At 58.0% G+C, this 21374-nt stretch carries 19 protein-coding genes; 5 read left to right on the forward strand and 14 right to left on the reverse strand.

Annotation, left to right across the window (positions count from 1 at the left end):
- The first annotated feature begins 116 nt into the window (after positions 1–116).
- Positions 117–1274: a ribonuclease D gene (gene rnd / locus AC2FI9_RS00735; RefSeq protein WP_496764670.1), complete on the forward strand. Its 1158-nt coding sequence runs from the start codon at positions 117–119 to the stop codon at positions 1272–1274.
- Between the two features lie 6 nt (positions 1275–1280).
- Here the strand turns inward: rnd and AC2FI9_RS00740 are convergent, their stop codons facing one another.
- The gene (locus tag AC2FI9_RS00740) at positions 1281–1805 is read right to left on the reverse strand and encodes a hypothetical protein (RefSeq protein ID WP_496738497.1); all 525 of its coding nucleotides are present in this window, start codon (positions 1803–1805) and stop codon (positions 1281–1283) included.
- Between the two features lie 139 nt (positions 1806–1944).
- Here AC2FI9_RS00740 and AC2FI9_RS00745 point away from each other — a divergent pair, with 139 nt between their 5' ends.
- Positions 1945–2355, forward strand: a complete 411-nt coding sequence (locus AC2FI9_RS00745) for a SufE family protein (RefSeq protein ID WP_496764672.1) — start codon at positions 1945–1947, stop codon at positions 2353–2355.
- Between the two features lie 3 nt (positions 2356–2358).
- Here AC2FI9_RS00745 and AC2FI9_RS00750 read toward each other — a convergent pair whose 3' ends face one another.
- The 3 genes from AC2FI9_RS00750 to AC2FI9_RS00760 form a co-directional block, all read right to left on the reverse strand.
- Complete coding sequence (locus tag AC2FI9_RS00750) at positions 2359–3027, reverse strand: DUF1638 domain-containing protein (RefSeq protein WP_496764674.1); 669 nt, start codon at positions 3025–3027, stop codon at positions 2359–2361.
- A 75-nt stretch (positions 3028–3102) separates the two neighbouring features.
- Positions 3103–4137 (reverse strand): Hint domain-containing protein, encoded by a 1035-nt coding sequence (locus tag AC2FI9_RS00755; RefSeq protein ID WP_496764676.1) that lies wholly within the window; start codon positions 4135–4137, stop codon positions 3103–3105.
- Between the two features lie 157 nt (positions 4138–4294).
- Positions 4295–4993: a corrinoid protein gene (locus AC2FI9_RS00760; RefSeq protein ID WP_496738501.1), complete on the reverse strand. Its 699-nt coding sequence runs from the start codon at positions 4991–4993 to the stop codon at positions 4295–4297.
- A gap of 300 nt (positions 4994–5293) precedes the next feature.
- Here AC2FI9_RS00760 and AC2FI9_RS00765 point away from each other — a divergent pair, with 300 nt between their 5' ends.
- The gene (locus AC2FI9_RS00765; protein ID WP_496764678.1) at positions 5294–6358 is read left to right on the forward strand and encodes a PA0069 family radical SAM protein; all 1065 of its coding nucleotides are present in this window, start codon (positions 5294–5296) and stop codon (positions 6356–6358) included.
- A gap of 54 nt (positions 6359–6412) precedes the next feature.
- On the opposite strand, the gene gltA is transcribed toward AC2FI9_RS00765, so the two are convergent.
- Together gltA and gltX are read right to left on the reverse strand one after the other, a co-directional pair.
- Positions 6413–7708: a citrate synthase gene (gene gltA, locus AC2FI9_RS00770; RefSeq protein ID WP_282118350.1), complete on the reverse strand. Its 1296-nt coding sequence runs from the start codon at positions 7706–7708 to the stop codon at positions 6413–6415.
- A 121-nt stretch (positions 7709–7829) separates the two neighbouring features.
- On the reverse strand, positions 7830–9230 hold the full coding sequence (gltX, locus tag AC2FI9_RS00775; protein ID WP_496765343.1) for a glutamate--tRNA ligase: 1401 nt from the start codon (positions 9228–9230) through the stop codon (positions 7830–7832).
- A 78-nt stretch (positions 9231–9308) separates the two neighbouring features.
- Between gltX and AC2FI9_RS00780 the strand changes: the two genes are divergently transcribed.
- Entirely contained in the window at positions 9309–11351 is a 2043-nt protein-coding gene (locus AC2FI9_RS00780) for a ComEC/Rec2 family competence protein (protein ID WP_496764681.1), read from the forward strand.
- Here AC2FI9_RS00780 and lexA read toward each other — a convergent pair.
- The 6 genes from lexA to AC2FI9_RS00810 all read right to left on the reverse strand — a co-directional run bounded on the left by lexA (position 11348) and on the right by AC2FI9_RS00810 (position 16173).
- Complete coding sequence (gene lexA / locus AC2FI9_RS00785) at positions 11348–12046, reverse strand: transcriptional repressor LexA (RefSeq protein WP_496738505.1); 699 nt, start codon at positions 12044–12046, stop codon at positions 11348–11350. The genes AC2FI9_RS00780 and lexA overlap by 4 nt on opposite strands.
- Positions 12047–12124: 78 nt before the next feature.
- A complete protein-coding gene (locus AC2FI9_RS00790) occupies positions 12125–13297 on the reverse strand; it encodes a molybdopterin molybdotransferase MoeA (protein ID WP_496764683.1) in 1173 nt (390 codons plus the stop codon).
- Positions 13294–13767, reverse strand: coding sequence for a cyclic pyranopterin monophosphate synthase MoaC (gene moaC / locus AC2FI9_RS00795; protein ID WP_282151297.1), 474 nt, complete (start codon positions 13765–13767; stop codon positions 13294–13296). Before moaC ends, AC2FI9_RS00790 begins: the two co-directional genes overlap by 4 nt.
- The gene (gene trpC, locus AC2FI9_RS00800; RefSeq protein ID WP_496764686.1) at positions 13767–14579 is read right to left on the reverse strand and encodes an indole-3-glycerol phosphate synthase TrpC; all 813 of its coding nucleotides are present in this window, start codon (positions 14577–14579) and stop codon (positions 13767–13769) included. Before trpC ends, moaC begins: the two co-directional genes overlap by 1 nt.
- Positions 14576–15595, reverse strand: a complete 1020-nt coding sequence (gene trpD / locus AC2FI9_RS00805; RefSeq protein ID WP_496764688.1) for an anthranilate phosphoribosyltransferase — start codon at positions 15593–15595, stop codon at positions 14576–14578. The genes trpC and trpD overlap by 4 nt, the downstream gene beginning before the upstream one ends.
- Positions 15592–16173: an anthranilate synthase component II gene (locus AC2FI9_RS00810; protein WP_496764690.1), complete on the reverse strand. Its 582-nt coding sequence runs from the start codon at positions 16171–16173 to the stop codon at positions 15592–15594. The genes trpD and AC2FI9_RS00810 overlap by 4 nt, the downstream gene beginning before the upstream one ends.
- Positions 16174–16368: 195 nt before the next feature.
- Here AC2FI9_RS00810 and AC2FI9_RS00815 point away from each other — a divergent pair, with 195 nt between their 5' ends.
- Positions 16369–17916: a divergent polysaccharide deacetylase family protein gene (locus AC2FI9_RS00815; RefSeq protein WP_496764692.1), complete on the forward strand. Its 1548-nt coding sequence runs from the start codon at positions 16369–16371 to the stop codon at positions 17914–17916.
- 45 nt (positions 17917–17961) lie between these two features.
- Here the strand turns inward: AC2FI9_RS00815 and trpE are convergent, their stop codons facing one another.
- Positions 17962–19473: an anthranilate synthase component I gene (trpE, locus tag AC2FI9_RS00820; RefSeq protein ID WP_496764694.1), complete on the reverse strand. Its 1512-nt coding sequence runs from the start codon at positions 19471–19473 to the stop codon at positions 17962–17964.
- Positions 19474–19485: 12 nt separating this feature from the next.
- Positions 19486–21327: a peptidylprolyl isomerase gene (locus AC2FI9_RS00825; protein WP_496764696.1), complete on the reverse strand. Its 1842-nt coding sequence runs from the start codon at positions 21325–21327 to the stop codon at positions 19486–19488.
- Between the last annotated feature and the right edge of the window lie 47 nt (positions 21328–21374).

Consider the following 21374-nt stretch of genomic DNA (forward strand, 5'->3'; position numbering starts at 1 on the left):
ACGTCTCGGGATGATTTACACGCGCGTCAAATTCATCCTATGGTCCGCAATACGGCTGGGTACGGAATGAAACAGACAATCAGCCGCACAGAACAAGAGCAAGAACAGCACCGCGCATGAAAACCCTGACGACGACGCAAGAGCTGGCCGAATTCTGCAAGGCCGCGGCGGAATATGACTATGTCACCGTAGATACCGAGTTTCTGCGCGAACGGACTTACTATTCGAAACTCTGTTTGGTGCAGCTTGCAGTTCCATCCGACAATGAGGACAGCGCCGTTCTCGTCGACCCATTAGCCGACGGCTTGTCGCTGGACCCGCTTTACGACCTGTTTCGCGACGAAAGCGTGGTCAAAGTGTTTCACGCCGCGCGACAGGATCTTGAGATTTTCTGGGTCGAGGCGTCCGTATTCCCGCAACCTCTGTTCGACACTCAGGTCGCCGCGATGGTCTGTGGCTTTGGAGAGCAGGTGGGATACGAGACTTTGGTGCGCAAAATCTGCAAGGAAGGGGTCGACAAAACCTCGCGTTTTACCGATTGGTCACGTCGGCCACTGACAGATTCGCAAAAGACCTATGCCTTGGCGGATGTCACGCATTTGCGGCAGATCTACGAATATCTGGCGGCCCAGTTGAACAAGTCGCAGCGCAGCCATTGGGTGTCCGAAGAGTTGCGCACCCTGACCCAGCCCGGAACCTACGATATCCGTCCGGAAGATGCATGGAAGCGGGTGAAGACCCGCACAAATTCGGCCAAGTTCCTGGCTGTCGTGCGCGAGTTGGCGCAGTTTCGCGAAGCTTATGCGCAAGAGAACAACGTTCCGCGCAGCCGGGTGTTCAAGGATGACGCCCTGATCGAGCTTGCCTCGACCAAGCCCAAATCTCCGTCGGACCTTGGTGGTTCTCGCCTGCTGCTGCGCGAGGCGCGCAAAGGCGCGATTGCCGACGGTATTCTGGCGGCGGTGAAACAGGGGGTGAATTGCCCTGCCGATCAAATGCCGCGCGTTGATAACAGCCGTGATAAGCTAAAGATCAACCCGGCGCTCGCCGATTTGCTGCGCGTTTTGCTCAAATCCAAAACCGAAAGCTCGGGCGTGGCGGCCAAGCTGATCGCCACCAGTTCCGAACTGGACCAGTTGGCTGCGGGCGAGCGTAAGCTGCCTTCGATGTCAGGCTGGCGATTTGAGGTGTTTGGCGAGGATGCCCTGAAACTGTGTGACGGCAAGATCGCTCTGGCCGCCAAGGGGCAATCCGTACAAGTCGTGTCGCTTTAGCGGCGGTTAACGCCGCCGGGACTCTAGTGCATTCTGTTCGCCACGAACGCGAACCAGACGGGTGTTTCGCAGCTCGGCCCGGCCTAGCGTCGTAGCACCATTGACCTCACGCGATTTTTCAGAGCCTTGATTGGTCGCGTAGCTTGGGTAGCTGACTTCGAACGTGTATTCCAGAATGCCGTTCTTTTCGTTTTCTTCGCTTTCCACGGGGACAAGGCGCGCATTATAGGCGCCCTGTCTTGCGGCCGTACCTTTGACATAGACGATTGCCCCGGTAGACGTGGGATCGATGCGCAGCTCATCTACCTTGGTTATGGCAAAGCCGATCACTTCCTTTTCGGGTCGCGAAAACAGGCCCGGGCCGTCGCGCCCTTCGGGCACCAGAGCATCAGCTTCGTTTACGGATACTTCAGTAGGGGCGGGTGTACTGGACCCGAACCAATTGGTCGGGTTCACGCGCGACTCGCTCCAGCCGCTGCAGGCGGCCAGTGTAAGCGTGCCGACCAATAAAAGAGGTGTTGATTTTTTCATGGTCCCAAAGCCCAGAGAAGTATTTTCAGCAATGGGTTATCGTAAATTCCAAAGATTGAAAACCCACACCGGGGCTGGACAGGTGCCCAACAGAGGCATAGGTCACAAATGTGATCGCAACAAAAAGGACCGCTGCGAAATGGCAACGCCCGCCTTTGAGGAAATCGTCGAGGATTTTGAGTTTCTGGATGACTGGGAAGACCGGTATCGCCATGTCATAGATCAGGGCAAAGCGATGGAGCCTCTGGACGATGCGTTCAAAGTGCCCGCCACAAAGGTGCACGGTTGTGCCAGTCAGGTGTGGCTGCAGCCCACGATCGAGGGTGGCGTTTTCCGGTTCGACGGCGATAGCGACGCGTTGATTGTGCGCGGGCTGATCGCGGTGTTGCGGTCTTTGTATAATGGCTTGCCTGTTGGCGAAGTCCCAAAGGTCGACGCGGGCGGCGAGTTGGCACGCCTTGGGTTGAATGATCATCTGTCCGCACAGCGGTCAAATGGCTTGCGGTCGATGATCGAGCGTATCCGCGAAGTCGCGCACGAGAACGCCTGACGATCAGGCGGTCGGCTTGCGGGCGGCCCACTCGGTCAGGGTGGTTTCCAGATCGCCATAGCCGGTGAACCGGCGTTCAAACGTCAAACCCATGCGTTCGGCGCATTCCTGAGCGCGGGCCGTGAGGTCCGGATCGTCTGTCTGCGCTTGATAGACAAGCTTGGTATAGTTCCCGAAATACATGTCCCGCAGTTGGGGGTGACGGTCCAGGCCAAGCGGTTTCCACACAAAGGCATCGAACTGGCGGGCCAGAAAATCCGTCAGGTAGAAGGCTGTTGTTTCATCATCGCCATGGTCTTCAAAGGCTTGATTTCCTTCGAAAAAGGAATAGCAGTGCGGGCCTTTGATCATCTCAATGCCCATCTCCTTGCAGGCTTTCTGCAATAGGCCGCCGGTGCCACAGTCGGCATAGACGACGAAGATCTGGTCAAAGTTACCGCGGTGCTTGGCAACAGCTTCTTCGACAGCCTGTGTAATCCGTTCGGGGTGAACGTGCAGTATGGCGGGCAGGCAGGTCAGGGTCATATGATCCCAGCCGTTGCGCTTTTTCAGATGCAGGATTTCGCGCGCCAGCGCACCGCATGCCAATAGCAGTATGCCGCCTTGCCGAGTGTCTTCGGTATAGCCTTTTGTCGTCAGGCTTGCGTCATCCGGTGTGGTGTTCTGCTGCATCGTCAATTCCCTGAAGGATTGCAGCATCAAAGAATGAATGCCGGATCAAGGCAAGTCCGCTTCCGACATCCCGTGTCAGGCCACCGACGCACGCGTTTCAAAAGATTGAAGCGATGGGCGGGCAGGGGGACCATAGGCGGTGATCCCGTGGCTGGCCAGTTCCGGAAACAGCGACAGGATCTCTTGCTGTGTGTCATCCTCAAAACTGTTCCACGCCTGGATTCCAGGGTGAAAGCTCTCGCTTAGGCACCCTTCGGCCCAGATCAGTTCGTGCTGATCGAACATCAGGTGATAATAGGTCACAAGACCGCCGGGCTTCATCACGATATCGCGGCCATTCACCAAATGCTTGGCAGGCGCCAGCGCCTCAGCGTGGCCCGTATGCAGTTCAACACGCCAGTCGCTGATCAGCATCCTGTGCTGCTGCGAGAGCAAGAGATCGCGATCATTGCCAAGCGCACCCGCCTTGATCAGCACAGGCGTGAACACGCCTGCGGCACGCGCGGTCTGAGAGCCAATCCAACGCAGCGTTTGCAACCCATGATCCAGCGTCGTAATTTTGTCACCCACGCGCAAATTCTCGACCTCGACCAGGCCACGTTCCGTTTCGATCAGAGTGCCGGTTGCGAAACATCTGGCGATGTCCCAGGATTCACGGTCAGCGTTCAAACCCGTAGTTGTGGCGGTGTTTATACTGTTGAGCGTTAGTGACCTGATGCCCGCAAATTCCAATGCGGCCTGATCGCTGTTGGCTGAGAATTCTGGAACCAGAAAAGTGTTCCCGAGCGTGTCTTGCGCGATGACTGCCGTTATGTCTGCCGTTGTGCCGTCGACATACGTAATTGTCGCATTGTAGGCGACAGCTGCATCGAAAATGGTCGCAGCGCCATCAATTGCAAAAAAATCCACGTCAGAGTTGGCGTTGTTTTCGTAGGTTCCACCAGGGTTTCCTACCGGTGTCCAAACGACAGCGTCGTCAAGTAATGGATCACCCGGACCACCAAAAGTTTGTCCAACCAAAGCGCCCGCGTTTTCAGCAGTGTTGTTACCCTCAGTCGGGTCGATGATTGCAAGATTACCAAGAAAAATAGCATTAAACGTCGTAGGCATAACCCACCCTATATGTACTCGTTAACAACACGTGCGTCACAACAGATTCGCACTATCACAATTGACAGGTAATAAAACCTGTACTGCTTATCAAGCAGTTGAAGACAAAAAAGCCGCCCCGGAAAGGGCGGCCTTGATCATTTTCGTGTCACCTGAATTAGCTAGCCAGTTGGTTATGCTTGCGGGACACAAAGTCTTTGGCAGTTTCCACCGCAACCGCCGCGTCACGGCAATAAGCGTCTGCGCCGATGGCCTTGCCGAATTCCTCGTTCAGAGGGGCGCCGCCAACGAGTACGATGTAATCTTCACGCCGTCCCTGTTCGATCAGCGTGTCGATGACCACTTTCATGTAGGGCATCGTAGTGGTCAGCAAGGCAGACATGCCCAGAATGTCAGGCTGTTCGGAATCCAGGGCTTCCAGGTAGTTTTCGACCGGGTTGTTGATGCCGATATCGACAACTTCGAAACCAGCGCCTTCCATCATCATCGACACCAGGTTCTTGCCGATGTCGTGGATGTCGCCTTTAACGGTCCCGATCACCATCTTGCCAACGCGCGGCGCGCCGGTTTCGGCCAGCAGTGGTTTAAGGATCGTCATGCCACCTTTCATCGCGTTAGCGGCCAGCAAAACTTCGGGAACGAACAGGATGCCGTCCCGGAAATCGTGGCCCACGATGGTCATGCCACCGACCAGAGCTTTGGTCAGGATGTCATATGGTGTCCATCCGCGTTCAAGCAGGATGTTCACACCTTCTTCGATCTCTTCTTTCAGGCCGTCATAAAGATCGTCGAACATCTGTTCGACAAGTTCGTCGTCGTTGAGTTCGGACAGGACGATGTCTTCTTCATCGGACATGGGGCATTTCCCTGTGCTGGGCGGGCCATCGGCCCGTGGTGGCATTTTTTCCGTTTTGGCCATTTCGTCGCAGTTAGACTGTTACGATTGCGACCTTGGCGGTTCCGGGACCGACCTATACGTCAAATTGTTTGCGATCACGATGGAATTATCTGCAACAACATCCTGCATTCTGTTCACAAACGGGGAAAAACCAGGCGCCCGAGATCGGGGGCTAAAAGGGCGGTTCGCGCAGTTTTCCTTGTCGCATGGCGATACAGGGTTTATTGATTCCCGAATGAGAACGTAACGGGAACAAATATGCCTGCACTCAACATAAAGGCCCGCGGCGTGGCCAGCAATGAATCAGGCAGATTCGAACGCTTTGCGACCGAAGCCTGCGATGACGGCTGGGAGATGGAAGAGGAGCTTCCGACGCTCAGAACTGAAGTCCGAGAAGAGGTAGCGCGCAGTGTGGTCACCTACAACCGATCGCCCGATCTGCCGTTCGACCGCTCGATTAACCCGTATCGCGGGTGCGAGCATGGGTGCGTGTACTGTTTTGCCCGTCCGACCCATGCCTATCTAGGGTTGTCGCCGGGATTGGATTTTGAAACCCGGTTGATCGCCCGGCCAAACGCGGCCGAGGTTCTGAGGAAAGAACTGTCCTCGGCCCGGTACAAAGTAGCGACCATTGCGATGGGAACGAATACCGACCCGTATCAACCGATCGAGAAACAGCACAAGATAACGCGGGCTTGCCTTCAGGTCTTGCGAGAGTTCCAGCATCCTGTCGCGATCGTGACCAAAGGCGCGATGATCGAACGGGACTTGGATATCCTTACCCCTATGGCGCAACTTGGATTGGTTCGGGTCGGCATTTCGTTGACAACTTTGGACCCAGGCTTGTCTCGACGTATGGAACCACGCGCGCCATCCCCTGTAAGACGGCTGGCGACGATCCGACGGTTGACCGATGCAGGTGTGCCGGTGCGCGTCATGACATCGCCTTTGATACCGGGTCTGACGGATCACGAATTGGAATCCATGCTGGAAGCCGGGCGAGACGCGGGCGCTGATTCCGCAACCTGGATCATGCTGCGCCTTCCGCGCGAAGTCTCTGAGCTGTGGCAATCCTGGCTGCATCAGCATGAGCCGGCGCGAGCTGAAAAGGTCATGTCCAAACTGCGCGAAATGCACGGCGGTCGTGACTACGACCCGCGTTGGGGGCACCGCATGCGGGGGGAAGGTGAGTATGCCGGGCTGGTGGCCAAGCGCTTCAACCTCGCGGTCAAACGTTTGGGGTTGGCCACAAGAACGCCGCCGCTCCGATGCGATCTGTTTTCCAGGCCCGCGCAGGCAGGGGACCAATTGACCCTTTTCTAAAACGAAAAACGCCCCGGACACGGGTCCGAGGCGTTTCGAAATTGTAACCGGCAATCAGCGGTTTTCGATGTCCACATAATCGCGGGTCGTTTCGCCCAGATATAGCTGACGCGGACGACCGATTTTGTTCTGTGGATCTGCGATCATCTCTTTCCATTGGCTGACCCAGCCAACGGTGCGCGACAGCGCGAAGATCGGCGTGAACATTGAGGTGGGGAAACCCATCGCCTCGAGGATGATGCCCGAGTAGAAGTCCACGTTCGGGAACAGTTTTTTCTCGGCGAAATACGGATCTTCCAGCGCCTGCTTTTCCAGTGCTTTGGCAACCTGCAGCTTCGGATTGTTCTCGACGCCAAGCAGTTCCAGCACTTCGTCGGCTGATTGCTTCATTACAGTCGCGCGCGGGTCGAAGTTCTTGTAGACGCGGTGGCCAAAGCCCATCAGGCGGAACGGGTCGTTCTTGTCCTTGGCACGGTCGATGTATTCCGGAATACGATCGACGGAACCGATCTCTTCCAACATCTCCAAACAGGCCTGGTTTGCGCCACCATGGGCAGGACCCCAAAGGCAAGCCACACCCGCCGCGATACACGCAAACGGGTTGGCGCCTGACGAAGACGCCAGACGCACGGTCGAGGTTGACGCGTTTTGTTCGTGATCCGCGTGCAAAGTCAGGATCCGGTCCATCGCACGGCTGAGGATCGGGTTCACCTCATATTCTTCGGCGGGAACGGCAAAGCACATGCGTAGGAAGTTGGACGCGTAGTCCAGATCGTTGCGCGGATAAACGAAGGGCTGGCCGATGTGATACTTATAGGCCCATGCGGCGATCGTCGGCATCTTGGCGATCAGACGGTGCGAAGCGACCTCGCGCTGATGCGGATCAGATACGTCGGTTGAGTCGTGATAGAACGCCGACATTGCGCCAACGACACCCACCATGATCGCCATCGGATGCGCATCCCGACGGAAGCCGCGATAGAAATACTGCATCTGCTCGTGCAGCATGGTGTGGCGCGTGATGGTGGTTTCGAACTTCTCAAGATCCTTGGCGACCGGCAGTTCTCCGTACAGCAGCAGGTAGCACACTTCTAGGAAATGCGATTTGCCGGCCAGTTGATCGATTGGGTAACCACGGTGCAGCAGCTCACCTTTTTCGCCGTCGATATAAGTAATGGTGCTGTCACAGCTTGCGGTCGACGTAAAACCGGGGTCGTAGGTGAACACTCCGGCATCGCTGTACAGCTTACGGATGTCGATGACGTCAGGTCCAGCGGTCGGAGAATGAACCGGCAACTCGTACGTTTCACCATGGACTGTCAGAGTGGCTGTTTTATTGCTGTCGGTCATAGTGTCCCTTCCTCATTCTTACGCATGTCGAATCGCTGTCCGACCTTGCGGGCAACGGCTGCGCGTGGGCGCGCAGTCCGGGTGTTAGCGGAGCAGCGTTACCCAAATATGAAGATTGGGTTTACGTCGCTGCGTCAGAAAGCCGGGCCAGGGTTTCTTCCTTCCCCAGCACAAGCATCATGTCAAAAACTGAAGGCGTCACTGCCCGACCTGCCAACACGGCCCGCAACGGGCCCGCCAGTTTGCCGAACTTAACCTCTTTCGCTTCTGCAAACGAATTTAGGGTTTGCTCCAGTTCGTTTCGCGTCCAGCTAGCATTTTGCACGTGCGGCGTCAATTCGTTCAGTATACCATCGGATACTGAGGCCAGTGCTTTTGCGGCCTTTTCATCCGGCTCAATTGGGCGAGATGTCAAGACAAAGTGAGCTTTTTCAAGAAGTTCCGGGAAAATGCGCGCACGATCCTTGAGGCAATACATCGCACGTTCCAGATCACCGGATTGTGTTTCCGTGAGGTCAGGCAATTTCGCCGCCGCTAAATAGGCTTCGATCTCTTGCCGCAATGCAGCATCAGCCGCGATGGCGATATGCTGTCCACACAGATTTTCCAGCTTTTTCAGGTCGAAACGGGCAGGGCTTTTGCCGATTCCATCCAGATCGAACCACTCCTTTGCCTGTTCGTCAGTAAAGAATTCATCATCGCCATGGCTCCAGCCCAAACGCGCCAAATAATTGCGCATTCCAGCCGCGGGGTAACCCATGGCCTGATATTCCTGCGCACCCAAAGCGCCATGGCGTTTGGACAGCTTTTTACCATCCGGCCCGTGGATCAGAGGGATATGTGCCCAGACCGGGACGTTCCAACCCATCGCCTCGTAGATCATCATCTGTCGTGCAGCGTTGTTCAGGTGGTCGTCGCCTCGGATCACGTGGGTCACGCCCATGTCGTGATCGTCGACCACGACCGCCAGCATATAGACCGGAGTTCCGTCGGAACGCAGCAGGATCATGTCATCCAGTTGATCATTGCGAATGGTGACGTCGCCCTGAACCTGATCGCGGATCACGGTTGTACCATCCTGAGGCGCTTTGATGCGGATCGCGAATGGGGCGTCTGGATGAGAGGACTCGTCAGCATCCCGCCAAGGGCTTCGGAACAGAGTCGACTTCCCTTCGGCCCGGGCTTGTTCGCGGAAGGCCGTTATCTCGTCCTGAGTTGAAAAGCACTTGTACGCCTTGCCCTCAGCCAGCAACTGATGTGCTACCTCGGCGTGACGTGCGGCACCGTCGAACTGGCTGATCACATCGCCGTCGTGATCCAGCCCCAGCCATTCCATGCCTTGCAGGATCGCAGCCGTTGCTTCTGGGGTAGAACGCTCGCGGTCGGTGTCTTCGATCCGCAACAGGAACTTGCCGCCACGGCCGCGGGCATAGAGCCAATTGAACAGTGCGGTGCGTGCCCCGCCGATATGCAAAAAGCCGGTTGGGGACGGAGCGAAACGAGTGACGACCTGATCGGACATTGTGTGGATTAACCTTTTGGTAACCGTGTCGGGCATAGATTGGCGCCTGTCTAACGAGCCGGAAGGACGGGGGCAACCATGCGTGTTCTGGCACGGGTCGAGGCCGCATTGCTGAACCAGACAGGGTATTTGTTTCAGTGGTCTCCGGTGTGTGTGGCAGTCGGTATAGGTCTGTATTTCAGTCTTCGGTTCGAACCGGACTGGAAGGCTTATGTTGGCCTTGTTGCCGCGATTGCCATTTGCCTGGGGATGGCGCGCAGGCTGCCGTCAGGCTGGGCGGCGTTGACAACAGGGGGGGCGCTAATCGCTGCCGGGTTCATCCTGGCGGGCGTGCGCGCCCATACGGTGGCAGAGCCGGTCCTGTCATGGCGTTACTATGGCCCGGTCGAGGGGCGGGTCGTTGCCATGGATCGCTCTGCGTCGGATGCGCTGCGGATTACGCTGGATCGGGTGCGTATAGGGGATGTGCCCGGTGACCGGCGGCCGCAGCGCGTTCGGCTTTCCTTGCACGGCGACGCACGCTCACTAGTGCCCGGCCAAAGGATCATGACCACTGCCCATTTGTCGCCCCCTCAAGGTCCGGTGGAACCGGGTGGGTTCGACTTTCAGCGACACGCGTGGTTTCAACGGCTGGGGGCCGTGGGATACACCCGTGTCCCGGTGCTGATCGCTGCGCCCCCGCAGCCCAAAGGCATCCGCATTACAGCATGGCGAATGGCGATTTCCAACCATGTCCGCACGATCCTGCCGGGTGAGATTGGCGGGTTTGCGGCCGCCGTCACAACGGGTGATCGCAGCGGTATGGGGCAAGAAACGCTAAAGTCACTGCGCGCTTCCAACCTGGCGCATCTGTTGGCGATTTCGGGCCTCCACATGGGCTTGCTGACCGGGTTCGTCTACTTGATGTGCAGGCTTTTTTTCTCAACCATTCCTGCGCTGGCTCTCAGATTGCCTGTGCGCAAACTGGCGGCTGTCTGTGCGATGGTCTCGGCCACGATCTACTTGTTGCTGTCTGGGGGAAATGTCGCCACGGAACGCGCTTTTGTCATGGCAAGTGTCATGCTGATGGCCATCCTGATTGACAGACGCGCGATTTCCCTACGGGCCGTTGCGGTCGCCGCACTTATCGTACTCAGTCTGCGCCCCGAATCCTTGCTTAGCCCGGGGTTTCAAATGTCTTTTGCCGCAACGACAGCGCTTGTGGCGGTGTTCGGAGCGTTGCGTGACATTGGACCGATGCCGGGGCCAAAGTGGCTGAAACCTGTTGCGGGCCTACTGATGTCCTCAGCTATCGCGGGATTTGCAACCGCGCCAATTGGTGCGGCGCATTTCAACACATTGTCTCACTATGGTCTTCTGGCAAACATGCTTTCAGTGCCGGTCATGGGCATGGTTGTCGTCCCCTCGGCCGTGGTGGCAGCACTGCTGTCGCCATTCGGCCTTGAGATGGTGCCGCTAGCAGTGATGGGGCTGGGTTTAGAGTGGATTCTTGCGGTTTCTCAATGGGTATCGGGATTTGACGGCGCGCAAGGATATGTTGTCAGCCCGCCGACCCCTGTCCTGCCGCTAACTGCGCTTGGCGGCCTGTGGCTTGCGCTGTGGCAAGGACGGGCCCGATGGGTTGGGGTGGCACCAATGGCCGTGGCGTTGATGTTATGGGGGCAGGGAAATCGCCCTGAAATACTGGTTGCGGATAGTGGCGGTCTTGTTGGCGTGATGACCGAACAAGGACGCGCCTTGAGTAAGAAAAAGGGAAGCGGGTTTGTCGCAACCGTCTGGCTGGAAAATGATGGGGACGGGGCAGATCAGTTGCAGGCGGCCAGCCGTTGGCCGCATAATTCCGGCACCATTCAACGGTATGACTGGCAGGGCAAAGAGGTGTTGCACGTTACAGGCAAACGCGCGGCGCGCGGGATCAGTGCCTGCAATGCCGATCAGATCGTGATTTCTGCCGTGGCGCTGCAACTGTCCGGCGGCTGTGAAGTCTTTGATCCGAAACGGCTGCTGGCAACGGGAAGCCTGTCCCTGTCGGGCGGCAAGATCACAACGTCTAAAGAGGTGATGGGCGACAGGCTCTGGTCCCCGAACACATCCGGGAACCGGGATACCAAGCAGTTTTAGTAGCTGCGGATCAGTCCAACCAGACGACCCTGCACCTTGACCTTATCTTCTGGCAGAACGCGGGTTTCATAGGCAGAGTTCGCGGCCTCAAGCGCAATCGCCTGACCTCGGCGGAAGAACCGCTTCAAGGTGGCTTCCTGATCTTCGACAAGAGCAACAACGATATCGCCGTTATCGGCAACCGAGGTTTCCCGGATTACCACTACATCTCCATCGTTGATCCCTGCGTCAATCATCGAGTCGCCGCGCACTTCCAGTGCGTAATGCTCACCCTTGCCGGATACCATTGAACCGGGCACGGCGACGCGGTGCGAGACATGGCTGATCGCTTCGATCGGAACGCCGGCAGCGATGCGGCCCATCACTGGCAATTCCATCGCATCCACGGTCACCGGCTCAAAATTCGCGGGGCGGGGGCCGGACGGCTTGTCGCCTTCGATCACACGCGGCTTGAAGGCCACTGTGGGTTCTCCACCCAGGCTTTCCGGCAGTTTGACGATTTCGATGGCCCGCGCGCGGTGCGCCAGACGCCGAATGAACCCACGTTCTTCTAACGCCGTAATCAATCTGTGGATGCCAGATTTGGACCGAAGGTCCAGCGCGGCCTTCATTTCATCGAAACTGGGCGGAACACCGTCCGCCTGAACGCGTTTGTGAATGAATTCCAACAAATCCAACTGCTTCTTGGTCAACATTGCTCACACCTCATCGGTCATGCGTTTTCTTTTGTTCTACGCATGTTCACGTTTTGTGTCAACGGATTTGAGCGGGATTTAGATCGGCAGGTATTGAACCTCATCCCCGGCAGGTCGGGCGGGGTCATGCGGAATCCTCACCAACAGAGCGTTTGCCTGCGCCAAAACGCTGAGCAGTGAACTGTCCTGATCGGAACATGCGCGAATGCCGGTTTCATCAAGCATAGCCCGCATGTAATGCTCACGCGGACCGTTTTCGCCCAATGGTTCAGCAAGCCTTGCGGTTCGCAATGGGGGCAGAACCTGTTCGACACCCAACATCCGGCGTACCATCGGCAACAGGAAGAGATAACCGCAAACCATTGCACTGACAGGATTTCCGGGCAAACCGACCATTGCCGTTTGTCCCAATCGACCCGCCATCAGAGGTTTGCCGGGGCGCATTCGGATCTTGTAGAAAGATTGCTCCATTCCCAGTCCGGTTGAGACATCTGACACCAGATCGTAGTCTCCAACCGATGCGCCGCCGATGGTCACAACCAGATCCGCTCCTTCGGCCAGTCCGAAGGCAGTCTCAAGCGATGAGACCGTATCGCGCGCGACCGGAAGGATGCGGACGTGCGCGCCAGCGCCCTCCAGCAGTGCTTTCAAGCCAAACGTATTGGATGCGATGATCTGATCGGGGCCCGGGGTTTCGCCCGGCATCACCAATTCATCACCGGTGGAGATCAGCGCAATAACAGGCTTTCGAGTCACTGGTACGGTCGCAATATTCATCGCCGCCATCAGCGCGATGTCCTCGGCGCGCAACTGACGTGGGGCCGAGATCTTTGTGCCTGCTTTGAAATCGACGCCTGCAGGTCTGATATTCGATTTTGGGCCGGGCAGGTCCGAGATTGTGATCAGGTCGCCGCGACGTTCGGTATCTTCCTGTATGACAATGAAATCAGCACCTTCGGGAACCGGGGCACCAGTGAATATGCGCACCGCCTGTCCGGGCCCGACGCGACCGGTGTAGCGGTTGCCAGCTGCCGACTCGCCGATGACCTTGAACATGGCGTGCAGCTCGACCTCGGTCGATTTCAGTGCGTAGCCGTCCATCGAGGACGCTTCAAATGGTGGCTGGTCACGGGTGGCCTCGACATCTTGTGCGAGAATACGACCCGCCGCGTCCGACAAAGCAACGGTCTCGCTTGTCAGTGGCGAGACCAGATCAAACAACAGCGCGCGGGCCTCTTCGACGGTGATCATTTTGCTTCGTAACGTCCTGACTTACCGCCATCTTTTAGCAATACGCGGATACCGCCAATTTCCATCGCCTTATCCACGGCCTTGGTCATGTCATAGACCGTCAAGGCAGCGGTAGAAACGGCGGTCAGCGCCTCCATCTCGACCCCAGTCTGGCCGGAGGTTTTGACTGTGGCCTGGACCTGCACACCGGGCAAGTCCGGATCCAGCGTCAGCTCGACAGCGACCTTGGTGACTGGCAGCGGGTGACACAAAGGGATCAGATCAGGCGTTTTCTTTGCGCCCATGATGCCCGCAAGACGTGCCACGCCCAGAACATCACCTTTCTTGGCGCGGCCTTCGGAAATCAGATCAAAGGTGTCCTGCGCCATTTTGATGTGACCAGCCGCCACGGCGACGCGGTCGGTGACTTCCTTGTCCGAGACATCGACCATATGGGCCTGTCCCTGAGCATCAAAATGGGTCAAGGGCATCACATGACTCCGGGGATCAGAGGGCTTGCGAGAAGGTGGCGGGTGGCTGCTGCCACGTCGTCCTGACGCATCAGGCTTTCACCGATCAGGAAGCTGCGCGCGCCGTAACGTGCGATGTCGGCCAAATCTTCAGGCGTGCTCAGACCGCTTTCGCAGACGATCGTCCGGCCCGCTGGCACAAGCTTGGACAGATGCCGTGTGGTATCAAGAGATGTCTCGAAGGTCTTGAGATTACGATTGTTTATCCCAATCAGTGAGCTTTTCAGCTCTGCTGCACGTTCCAACTCGTTCTGGTCGTGAACTTCGATTAGGACATCCATACCCCAGTCGAATGCAGTCTGTTCCAGTTCAGCGGCTTGCGCGTCGTCGACCGATGCCATGATGATCAAGATGCAATCCGCACCCAAAGCACGCGCCTCGACCACTTGATAGGGGTCGTACATGAAATCCTTGCGCAGCGCCGGAAGCTCCGTGGCAGCCCGGGCTTCGGTCAGGTATTCCTTTGCCCCCTGAAAACTGGGTGTGTCTGTCAGCACCGAGAGACATGCGGCTCCACCTTCTTCGTAGGCTTTGGCCAGCGCGGGCGGGTCGAAATCCGGGCGGATCAAACCTTTGGATGGGCTGGCTTTCTTGACTTCGGCTATCAGGCCATACCCCCGACGCGCCGCTGTTCGAAGCGCATCGGCAAAGCCGCGGACCTCGGGCGCATTGCGGGCCTCGTTTTCCAGCGTTTCCAGCGACTTCTGCGCTTTGTCTGCCGCAATTTCCTCAAGTTTATAGGCTTTGATCTTATCCAGAACCGTCTCGGTCATGCGGCCTCCTGCGTAATTCGGGCCAGCGCCGCGATTTTGTCTTTGGCTTTTCCGCTGTCGATGCTTTCCCGCGCCTTTGCGGCGCCGTCTTTCAGGTCATCGGCAGCGCCCGCAACCACAAGGGCTGCGGCAGAGTTTAATAGCACCGCGTCCCGGTAGGCCGAGGGCGCGCCGTCCAGCAAGGCGCGGAACGCAACGGCGTTTTCTTCGGGCGTTCCGCCAATGATGTCTTCAAAGGGATGAACTGGCAGACCTGCGTCTTCGGGATGCAGTTCAACCTCTTTCACAACGCTGTCTTCCAGCGCAGCGACCCAGCTTACACCGGTGATCGTCAACTCATCTGTGCCATCCGATCCGTGCACCAACCAGGCGTGTTCAGCGCCGAGCAGTCCCAACGTTTCCGCCATTGGGCGGATCAAGTCGCGACTGAACGCACCGGTCAGTTGACGCCGAACACCAGCGGGGTTGGTCAACGGGCCAAGAATGTTGAAAATCGTACGCGTCCCAAGCTCTTGCCGGCTGGGCATGACATGCGCAATCGCAGGATGGTGCATGGGGGCCATCATAAAGCCAATGCCGACTTCTTGCAGAGCCTTTTCAACGGTTTGCGGGCCAACCATAACGTTGATTCCCAATTGTCCCAGCGCATCTGCAGCGCCTGATTTGGAGCTCAGGTTTCGGTTGCCGTGTTTGGCGACAGTTACGCCCGCGCCGGCAACGACAAACGCCGTGGCGGTCGAAATGTTCAGTGTGCCTTTGCCGTCGCCACCGGTGCCGACGATATCCATCGCGCCCGCCGGGGCCTTGACCGCATTGCATTTCGCGCGCATCACGGCGGCAGCGGCTGCATATTCGTCTACCGTTTCACCACGTGTGCGCATCGCCATCAGCAGGCCGCCAATCTGGCTGGGCGTGGCTTCGCCGTCAAACAGAATACCAAAGGCCTGTTCAGCCTCGGCACGCGTCAGGGGCCGATCGGCTGCGGCTCCGATCAGTGGTTTCAGAGCGTCGCTCATGCAGGAACTTTCATCTCGGACAGGAAATTCTTGAGCAGAGCGTGGCCATGCTCGGAGGCGATTGATTCCGGGTGGAACTGGACGCCGTGAATGGGCAATTCTTTGTGTTGCAGGCCCATGATGGTGCCGTCTTCCAGTTCTGCTGTGATCTCAAGCGTGTCGGGCAGGGTGTCACGATTCACAATCAGCGAGTGATAACGGGTCGCCTCAAACGGGGTGGGCAGGCCCGCGAAAACACCTTTCCCAGTGTGATGCATCATTCCCATCTTGCCATGAACGATTTCGTGGCAGCGGACAACGTTGCCGCCAAACACCTGTCCAATCGTCTGATGGCCAAGACAGACGCCCAACAGCGGCGTCTTTGTTTCAGCTGCCGCTTCAGTCAACGCCAGGCAAATCCCTGCCTGATCCGGGTCACATGGACCGGGGCTGAGAAGGATCCCCGCCGGGTTCATCGCCATGGCTTCTTGCACATCCAAGGCGTCATTCCGCCGAATGACCATTTCGGCGCCAAGTTCGCCTAAATAATGTACCAGGTTGTAGGTAAACGAGTCGTAGTTGTCGATCAGCAGCAGCATTTGGGCACTTGTCTCGGCTTGGGCATTTCGGACTGGCGATACAGCCCCTGGCCACGGTATAATGTCGGGACATACATGCTCAGGCTTGCGGGGCAGCGTCAAGAGGACATCCTGTTCAGGGCGCAATCGCAGGCCAAAGGCGCGGTAAACGGCGTTGAGGCGATCGAAGCAGGATGAAGGCGAGAGGCAGTTAAGATGGGCGGATTTCTAGGCGGGATGATCGCAGGGGCGGTCGTTGTTGGTCTGCTTGGTGCGGTACTATCCCTGAATACCCCGTTGACCCGAAAACCGGTTGTGAACGCCGAGGCGCCCGAGCCTGCACCGGCGGCGGCCCCCGAGGTCAGCACCGAAGCGGCCGAGACGGTGGCAGATGCCGATCTGGTGACCGCGCCGCCGGTGGCATCCGATGCTTCCAGGGATCAAACGGACAATCTTGCCGGACTGGCGGACGTGGAGACTGTGCCAGACTCTGAGCCGACGATCAGTGAGGCTGTCACGCAGGTCGAAGGGGTCGAAATACCTGACACGGCTGAGGTAACCATATCAAACGAGGCACCGGTTGTGCCGCAGTCGCCTGCGCAATTGCAGCCATTGCCCAGTACCGAAGGTGAGCCGATCATCTCGGAAACCGCGCCCGAGCCGCCGGTTGCACTCAAGGAAGAAGAAACCATCGTTGAGGTTGAGCCGCAGCCTGCGCCGGAGGTTCTGGAAATACTGCCCGAGCCGGAAGTAGAACAGGTGCAGCCCGAAGTTGCTGAGACCCAGCCTGAAGTCGCAGAGGCATTGCCGGCAATCATCGAAACAGAAAATGAACCCGAGCCGAAGCCCGAACCCACGGCAATCGAACCGCAGACGCCTGAGGTCGATCCACTTGAGAACAACCCGATTGCCGTAGAAGGGGAAGAAGACCTGCAGCTTAAGAAGCTGCCCCGGATCGCGGCGGTCCCGCAGATCGGCGGTGAAGAAACGGATACCGACGGTTTGACCGTTGGCAAACGAGTCGTCCCGCTGACTGAACGCGATGACGCGCCGGTCTCCGAAGATGAGCAACCCGCGATACTTCTGCCCGGTAAGCCAATTGATGCCTATGCCGCCAAGTTCGAAAACCCCGAAGCCAAACCGCTAATGTCGATCATTCTGATTGATGATGAAGGGGCCTTTGGAGCCGAGGCGTTGAAGGATTTCCCGTATCCGCTCAGCTTTGCTGTCAGCCCGTCTGACCCTGATGCGGCCGAAAAAATGGCCCGCCATCGCGCAGCGGGTTTCGAGGTTCTGGCCCTTGCCGATTTGCCCAAGGCGGCCAGCGCACAAGATGCTGAGGTTTCGATGGCTGTGTGGCTGGACACTCTGCCGGAAACCGTTGGTATTCTGGAAGGCGTGGGAACTGGAATTCAGGGTAATCGCAAACTGGCCGATCAGGTGGCTGCAATTGCCGGTGATACCGGGCGCGGGCTTATCACCCAGGACAATGGCCTGAACACCGTCCAGAAACTGGCCGCTCGCAATGGCATCCCTTCCGGGGTCATCTTTCGCGACATCGACGGTGCCCGTCAGGACCCAACGATCATGCGACGTTTCTTGGATCAGGCGGCGTTCCGGGCTGGTCAGCAGGGAACTGTCGTCATGTTGGGACGGCTGCGCCCGGACACGATCTCGGCCCTGTTGCTATGGGGACTGGAAGATCGCGGTGGCCGCGTGGCCATGGCCCCGATTTCAGCGGTCATGACGCAAGAAGCTCAGTAAGGCTGATAATGAAAAACGGCTGACCATGAGGTCAGCCGCTATTCTTTAAGAGTTGCCAGAGCCAGTAAACCGGGCCGCGTCTGCAGCCGCACGCCGAATGGCGTTCGATTTGTGAACGGTTTCCATGAATTCGGCCTCGGGGTCGCTGTCATAGACCACGCCTCCGCCTGCCTGAATATAGAGCTTCTGGTCTTTCACGATGGCCGTACGCAGGGCGATACACATATCCATGTCGCCGCCAGCACTGAAATACCCCACACCACCGCCATAAACGCCGCGCTTTTCGGGCTCGAGCTCGTCAATGATCTCCATAGCGCGAACCTTTGGCGCGCCTGAAACGGTGCCCGCAGGCATTCCCGCAAAGAAGGCATCCAGCGCGTCTTTGTCCTCGGCCAACTCACCAACCACGTTGGATACGATGTGCATCACATGGCTGTAGCGTTCGATGATGAACTCTTCGGTAGGGCGCACAGTGCCGATCTTTGCCACGCGCCCGGTGTCGTTACGGCCCAGATCCAGCAGCATCAGATGTTCTGCCAACTCTTTCTTGTCGGCCAGCAGATCAACCTCGTTGGCCTTGTCCTCTTCGGGGGTCGCGCCGCGTGGCCGAGTGCCGGCGATGGGGCGGATCGTGACCTCATCTCCGAAAACGCGGACCAGAATCTCGGGGCTGGCGCCCACGACCTGAAAGCCGCCAAAGTTGAAATAGAACATGAAGGGCGACGGGTTCGTGCGCCGAAGCGAACGATAGAGCGCGAAGGGAGGTTGCGGAAAGTCCTGAGTCCAGCGCTGTGCCGGAACAACCTGAAAGATGTCGCCCGCGCGGATGTATTCCTTGGCCTTTTCGACCGCTTCTAAATAGCCGGATTTGGTGAAATTCGACACCGGTGCCGCGACCTCGGACGCATCGCCAAGATCGCGCGTCTCGGCGGGCATGGCGCGTTCCAGATCGCGCACCGCGTCCATGACACGTTCTGCGGCCTGTGCATAAGCAGCCTTGGCCGACTGGCCCTCGCTGACCCATGCAGGTGACACAACCGTAACCTCGCCCTTAACGCCGTCCAGCACTGCAATGACCGAGGGTCTGAGCATGATGGCATCAGGCAGGCCAAGCGGATCGGGGTTCACGTCGGGCAGGTATTCCACCAGCCGCACCATGTCATAGCCAAGATAGCCGAACAGCCCGGCAGCGGCCTGGGGCAGGTCGTCCGGCAGGTCGATCTTACTTTCCGCCAGCAGCGCTCGCAGGTTATCCATCGGGTTGCCGGTTTGGGGTGAGAACGCATCGGGGTCGAACCGCGCCGAGCGGTTCAGCTCGGAGGTCTCGCCTTGGCACCGCCAGATCAGGTCCGGCTTCATCCCGATGATCGAATAGCGGCCACGAACCTCACCACCGGTAACCGATTCCAACATGAACGCGTCTTTCTGCGCGCCTGTCAGCTTGAGCATCAAGGAAACCGGCGTGTCCAGATCAGCGGCTAAGCGTGTGTAGACAACCTGATTCTCGCCTGCCTCATAGGCGCGGGCGAAGCTGTCGAAGTCGGGGGTCAGCGCCATATTCAGTCTCTTTTAATAGCTCGCCTGAACAGCATTCAGGGCCTGCTGATCTACGACGGGACGGGCACGGACCTGTGCATCGCGGACAAACGCATCAAAGATGTTCTGGGCCAAAGCCTGATCCAGCTGCGCGGTAAGGGCCGCTTGGACCTGACGCAGCTCATCTGTTTCGGCAGGCGGCAGCAGCTCGTCCAGACGCACGATTAACGCGGTTCCGGCACCGGGAATGACGCGCAGATCTCCTTGTTCCATTTCAAAGACCTGCGTCATGAAATCTGCGGGCACATCTTCCAGAAAGGCCGTGCGCGTCAGGGCGTTTTCTACCCGGAACGGCAATTCGGTTGCGGCAAAGTCACCGTCTGTCTGCACCTGCTCCAGAACAGCATTTGCCTGTTCTTCCAACGCCTTGTTGGTTTCGGCCTGGATCCAGGCGGCAACAACGCGGTCACGTGCGGTCTCAATCGGCTCCGGCCGGGGTTCGAGAACTTCGTTCAGACGCAGGGCAAAGATCGAGCCATCTTCAAGAAACGCGACCTCGGGAAAGTCGCCATCCTGCACGGCTTCGGCTGCGCTGCGGAACCCGTCATAGGCGGCGACGCCTTCACCGGTTTGCGCGGTCCAGTCGATTTGACCCAGCTCCATTTCGGTCTCGGAGGTCAGTTCTTCCAAAGTCGCGCCGCCGGCCAGCAGGTCATTGATGTCCTCGGCCTGGGCTTCAATCTGGCGGCGGGCGCGATCGGCTGCCAATTCTTCGCGCAGGGCAGGGGCGGCATCTTCAAACGACGTGTTGTTTTCGGCAAGCGATCCGTTGATGCGGAACAGTGCCGGTCCGAAGGTAGAAGGCAGCGGGCCGACAACAGCGTCCAAATCGGCAGCAAAGACACCATCGGCGGCTTCGCCCAGATCCTCGCGGGTGACGTCGCCAAGGTCGATATCGCTGAGCTCAAGCTGGCGATCCCGAACCAGTTGCTCGAAGGTCTTACCGCCAACCTCTAGCTGGGCCATGGCGTTTTGGGCTGCGTCCTGATCCGGGAAGGTCAGGCGTTCGACCAGGCGACGCTCGGGCTGTTGGAATTCAGCTGCGCGCTGTTCGTACAAACGCTTTACCGAATCCTCGTCGACTTCCACATCGTCGAGCAGCATTTCGGGTGACAGGATCGCATAAGTCAGCTTTTTGGTGCGAGGCAGGGTGAACAGCTCGGTGTTCTCGTCATAAAACGTTTGGACCTGCTCGTCGGTCGGGGCGGCAACAGGTGCGGGCAGGGCGTCAGGCGCCAAAGTTGCGACGGTGAAGCTTCGGCGGGCACCAACGTAGTCGGTCAACACCTGCGTGAGGGTTTCGGGCATCTTCACACCGCTAACCACGGCACTCTGCACGATTGTGCGGGATGTTTCCTTGCGCAGGTCCGATTCGAACTCGGTATCGGACATGCCGACCTGTTCCAGTTGGAATTGATACGCGTCGCGGTCAAATGTGCCGTTGACGCCCTGAAAAGCCGGAATCGCAACAATTTCTTCCTGCAGGTTCTCATCACCGATCGAGATGCCCAGCAAACCGACCTCATTGTCCAGCGCTGCTAAAGCCGTCAGGCGCGACAAGGCAAGACGATCCAGACCAAACTCAATGGCCTGCGACATTTGCAAAGGCTGGCCTGTCTGTTGTTCAACCGCGCGGATCTCGCGCTGCAGCTCGCGGACATAGTCATCAACCGAGATATCCTCGTTCCCGACCTGGGCCACCGAACGCACGGTGCCAGAGAGGCTGGTTGCGCCAAACCCTGCAAGTCCGAGCATCAAAAGGCCCATGAGAATCCAGACAAAGGTCTTTGATAGGTTTTTCATGCCTGCGGCCATAGTGCCCTCTTCGTGCTTTTTCGGCAGGTAACTGCCCCGTCGGTTGC

The sequence above is a fragment of the Ruegeria sp. CDSA246 genome, from assembly GCF_059611225.1.

Excerpts from the sequence above, each read along its gene's own strand:
- trpC (WP_496764686.1), bottom strand. The coding sequence starts at position 14,579 with ATGACCGAGACGGTTCTGGATAAGATCAAAGCCTATAAACTTGAGGAA.
- AC2FI9_RS00750 (WP_496764674.1), bottom strand. The coding sequence starts at position 3,027 with ATGCAGCAGAACACCACACCGGATGACGCAAGCCTGACGACAAAAGGC.
- AC2FI9_RS00755 (WP_496764676.1), bottom strand. The coding sequence starts at position 4,137 with ATGCCTACGACGTTTAATGCTATTTTTCTTGGTAATCTTGCAATCATC.
- AC2FI9_RS00790 (WP_496764683.1), bottom strand. The coding sequence starts at position 13,297 with ATGATCACCGTCGAAGAGGCCCGCGCGCTGTTGTTTGATCTGGTCTCG.
- AC2FI9_RS00740 (WP_496738497.1), bottom strand. The coding sequence starts at position 1,805 with ATGAAAAAATCAACACCTCTTTTATTGGTCGGCACGCTTACACTGGCC.
- AC2FI9_RS00780 (WP_496764681.1), top strand. The coding sequence starts at position 9,309 with ATGCGTGTTCTGGCACGGGTCGAGGCCGCATTGCTGAACCAGACAGGG.
- AC2FI9_RS00765 (WP_496764678.1), top strand. The coding sequence starts at position 5,294 with ATGCCTGCACTCAACATAAAGGCCCGCGGCGTGGCCAGCAATGAATCA.
- rnd (WP_496764670.1), top strand. The coding sequence starts at position 117 with ATGAAAACCCTGACGACGACGCAAGAGCTGGCCGAATTCTGCAAGGCC.
- AC2FI9_RS00760 (WP_496738501.1), bottom strand. The coding sequence starts at position 4,993 with ATGTCCGATGAAGAAGACATCGTCCTGTCCGAACTCAACGACGACGAA.
- trpE (WP_496764694.1), bottom strand. The coding sequence starts at position 19,473 with ATGGCGCTGACCCCCGACTTCGACAGCTTCGCCCGCGCCTATGAGGCA.
- gltX (WP_496765343.1), bottom strand. The coding sequence starts at position 9,230 with ATGTCCGATCAGGTCGTCACTCGTTTCGCTCCGTCCCCAACCGGCTTT.
- lexA (WP_496738505.1), bottom strand. The coding sequence starts at position 12,046 with ATGTTGACCAAGAAGCAGTTGGATTTGTTGGAATTCATTCACAAACGC.
- AC2FI9_RS00825 (WP_496764696.1), bottom strand. The coding sequence starts at position 21,327 with ATGGCCGCAGGCATGAAAAACCTATCAAAGACCTTTGTCTGGATTCTC.
- AC2FI9_RS00815 (WP_496764692.1), top strand. The coding sequence starts at position 16,369 with ATGGGCGGATTTCTAGGCGGGATGATCGCAGGGGCGGTCGTTGTTGGT.
- AC2FI9_RS00810 (WP_496764690.1), bottom strand. The coding sequence starts at position 16,173 with ATGCTGCTGCTGATCGACAACTACGACTCGTTTACCTACAACCTGGTA.
- gltA (WP_282118350.1), bottom strand. The coding sequence starts at position 7,708 with ATGACCGACAGCAATAAAACAGCCACTCTGACAGTCCATGGTGAAACG.
- trpD (WP_496764688.1), bottom strand. The coding sequence starts at position 15,595 with ATGAGCGACGCTCTGAAACCACTGATCGGAGCCGCAGCCGATCGGCCC.
- moaC (WP_282151297.1), bottom strand. The coding sequence starts at position 13,767 with ATGCCCTTGACCCATTTTGATGCTCAGGGACAGGCCCATATGGTCGAT.
- AC2FI9_RS00745 (WP_496764672.1), top strand. The coding sequence starts at position 1,945 with ATGGCAACGCCCGCCTTTGAGGAAATCGTCGAGGATTTTGAGTTTCTG.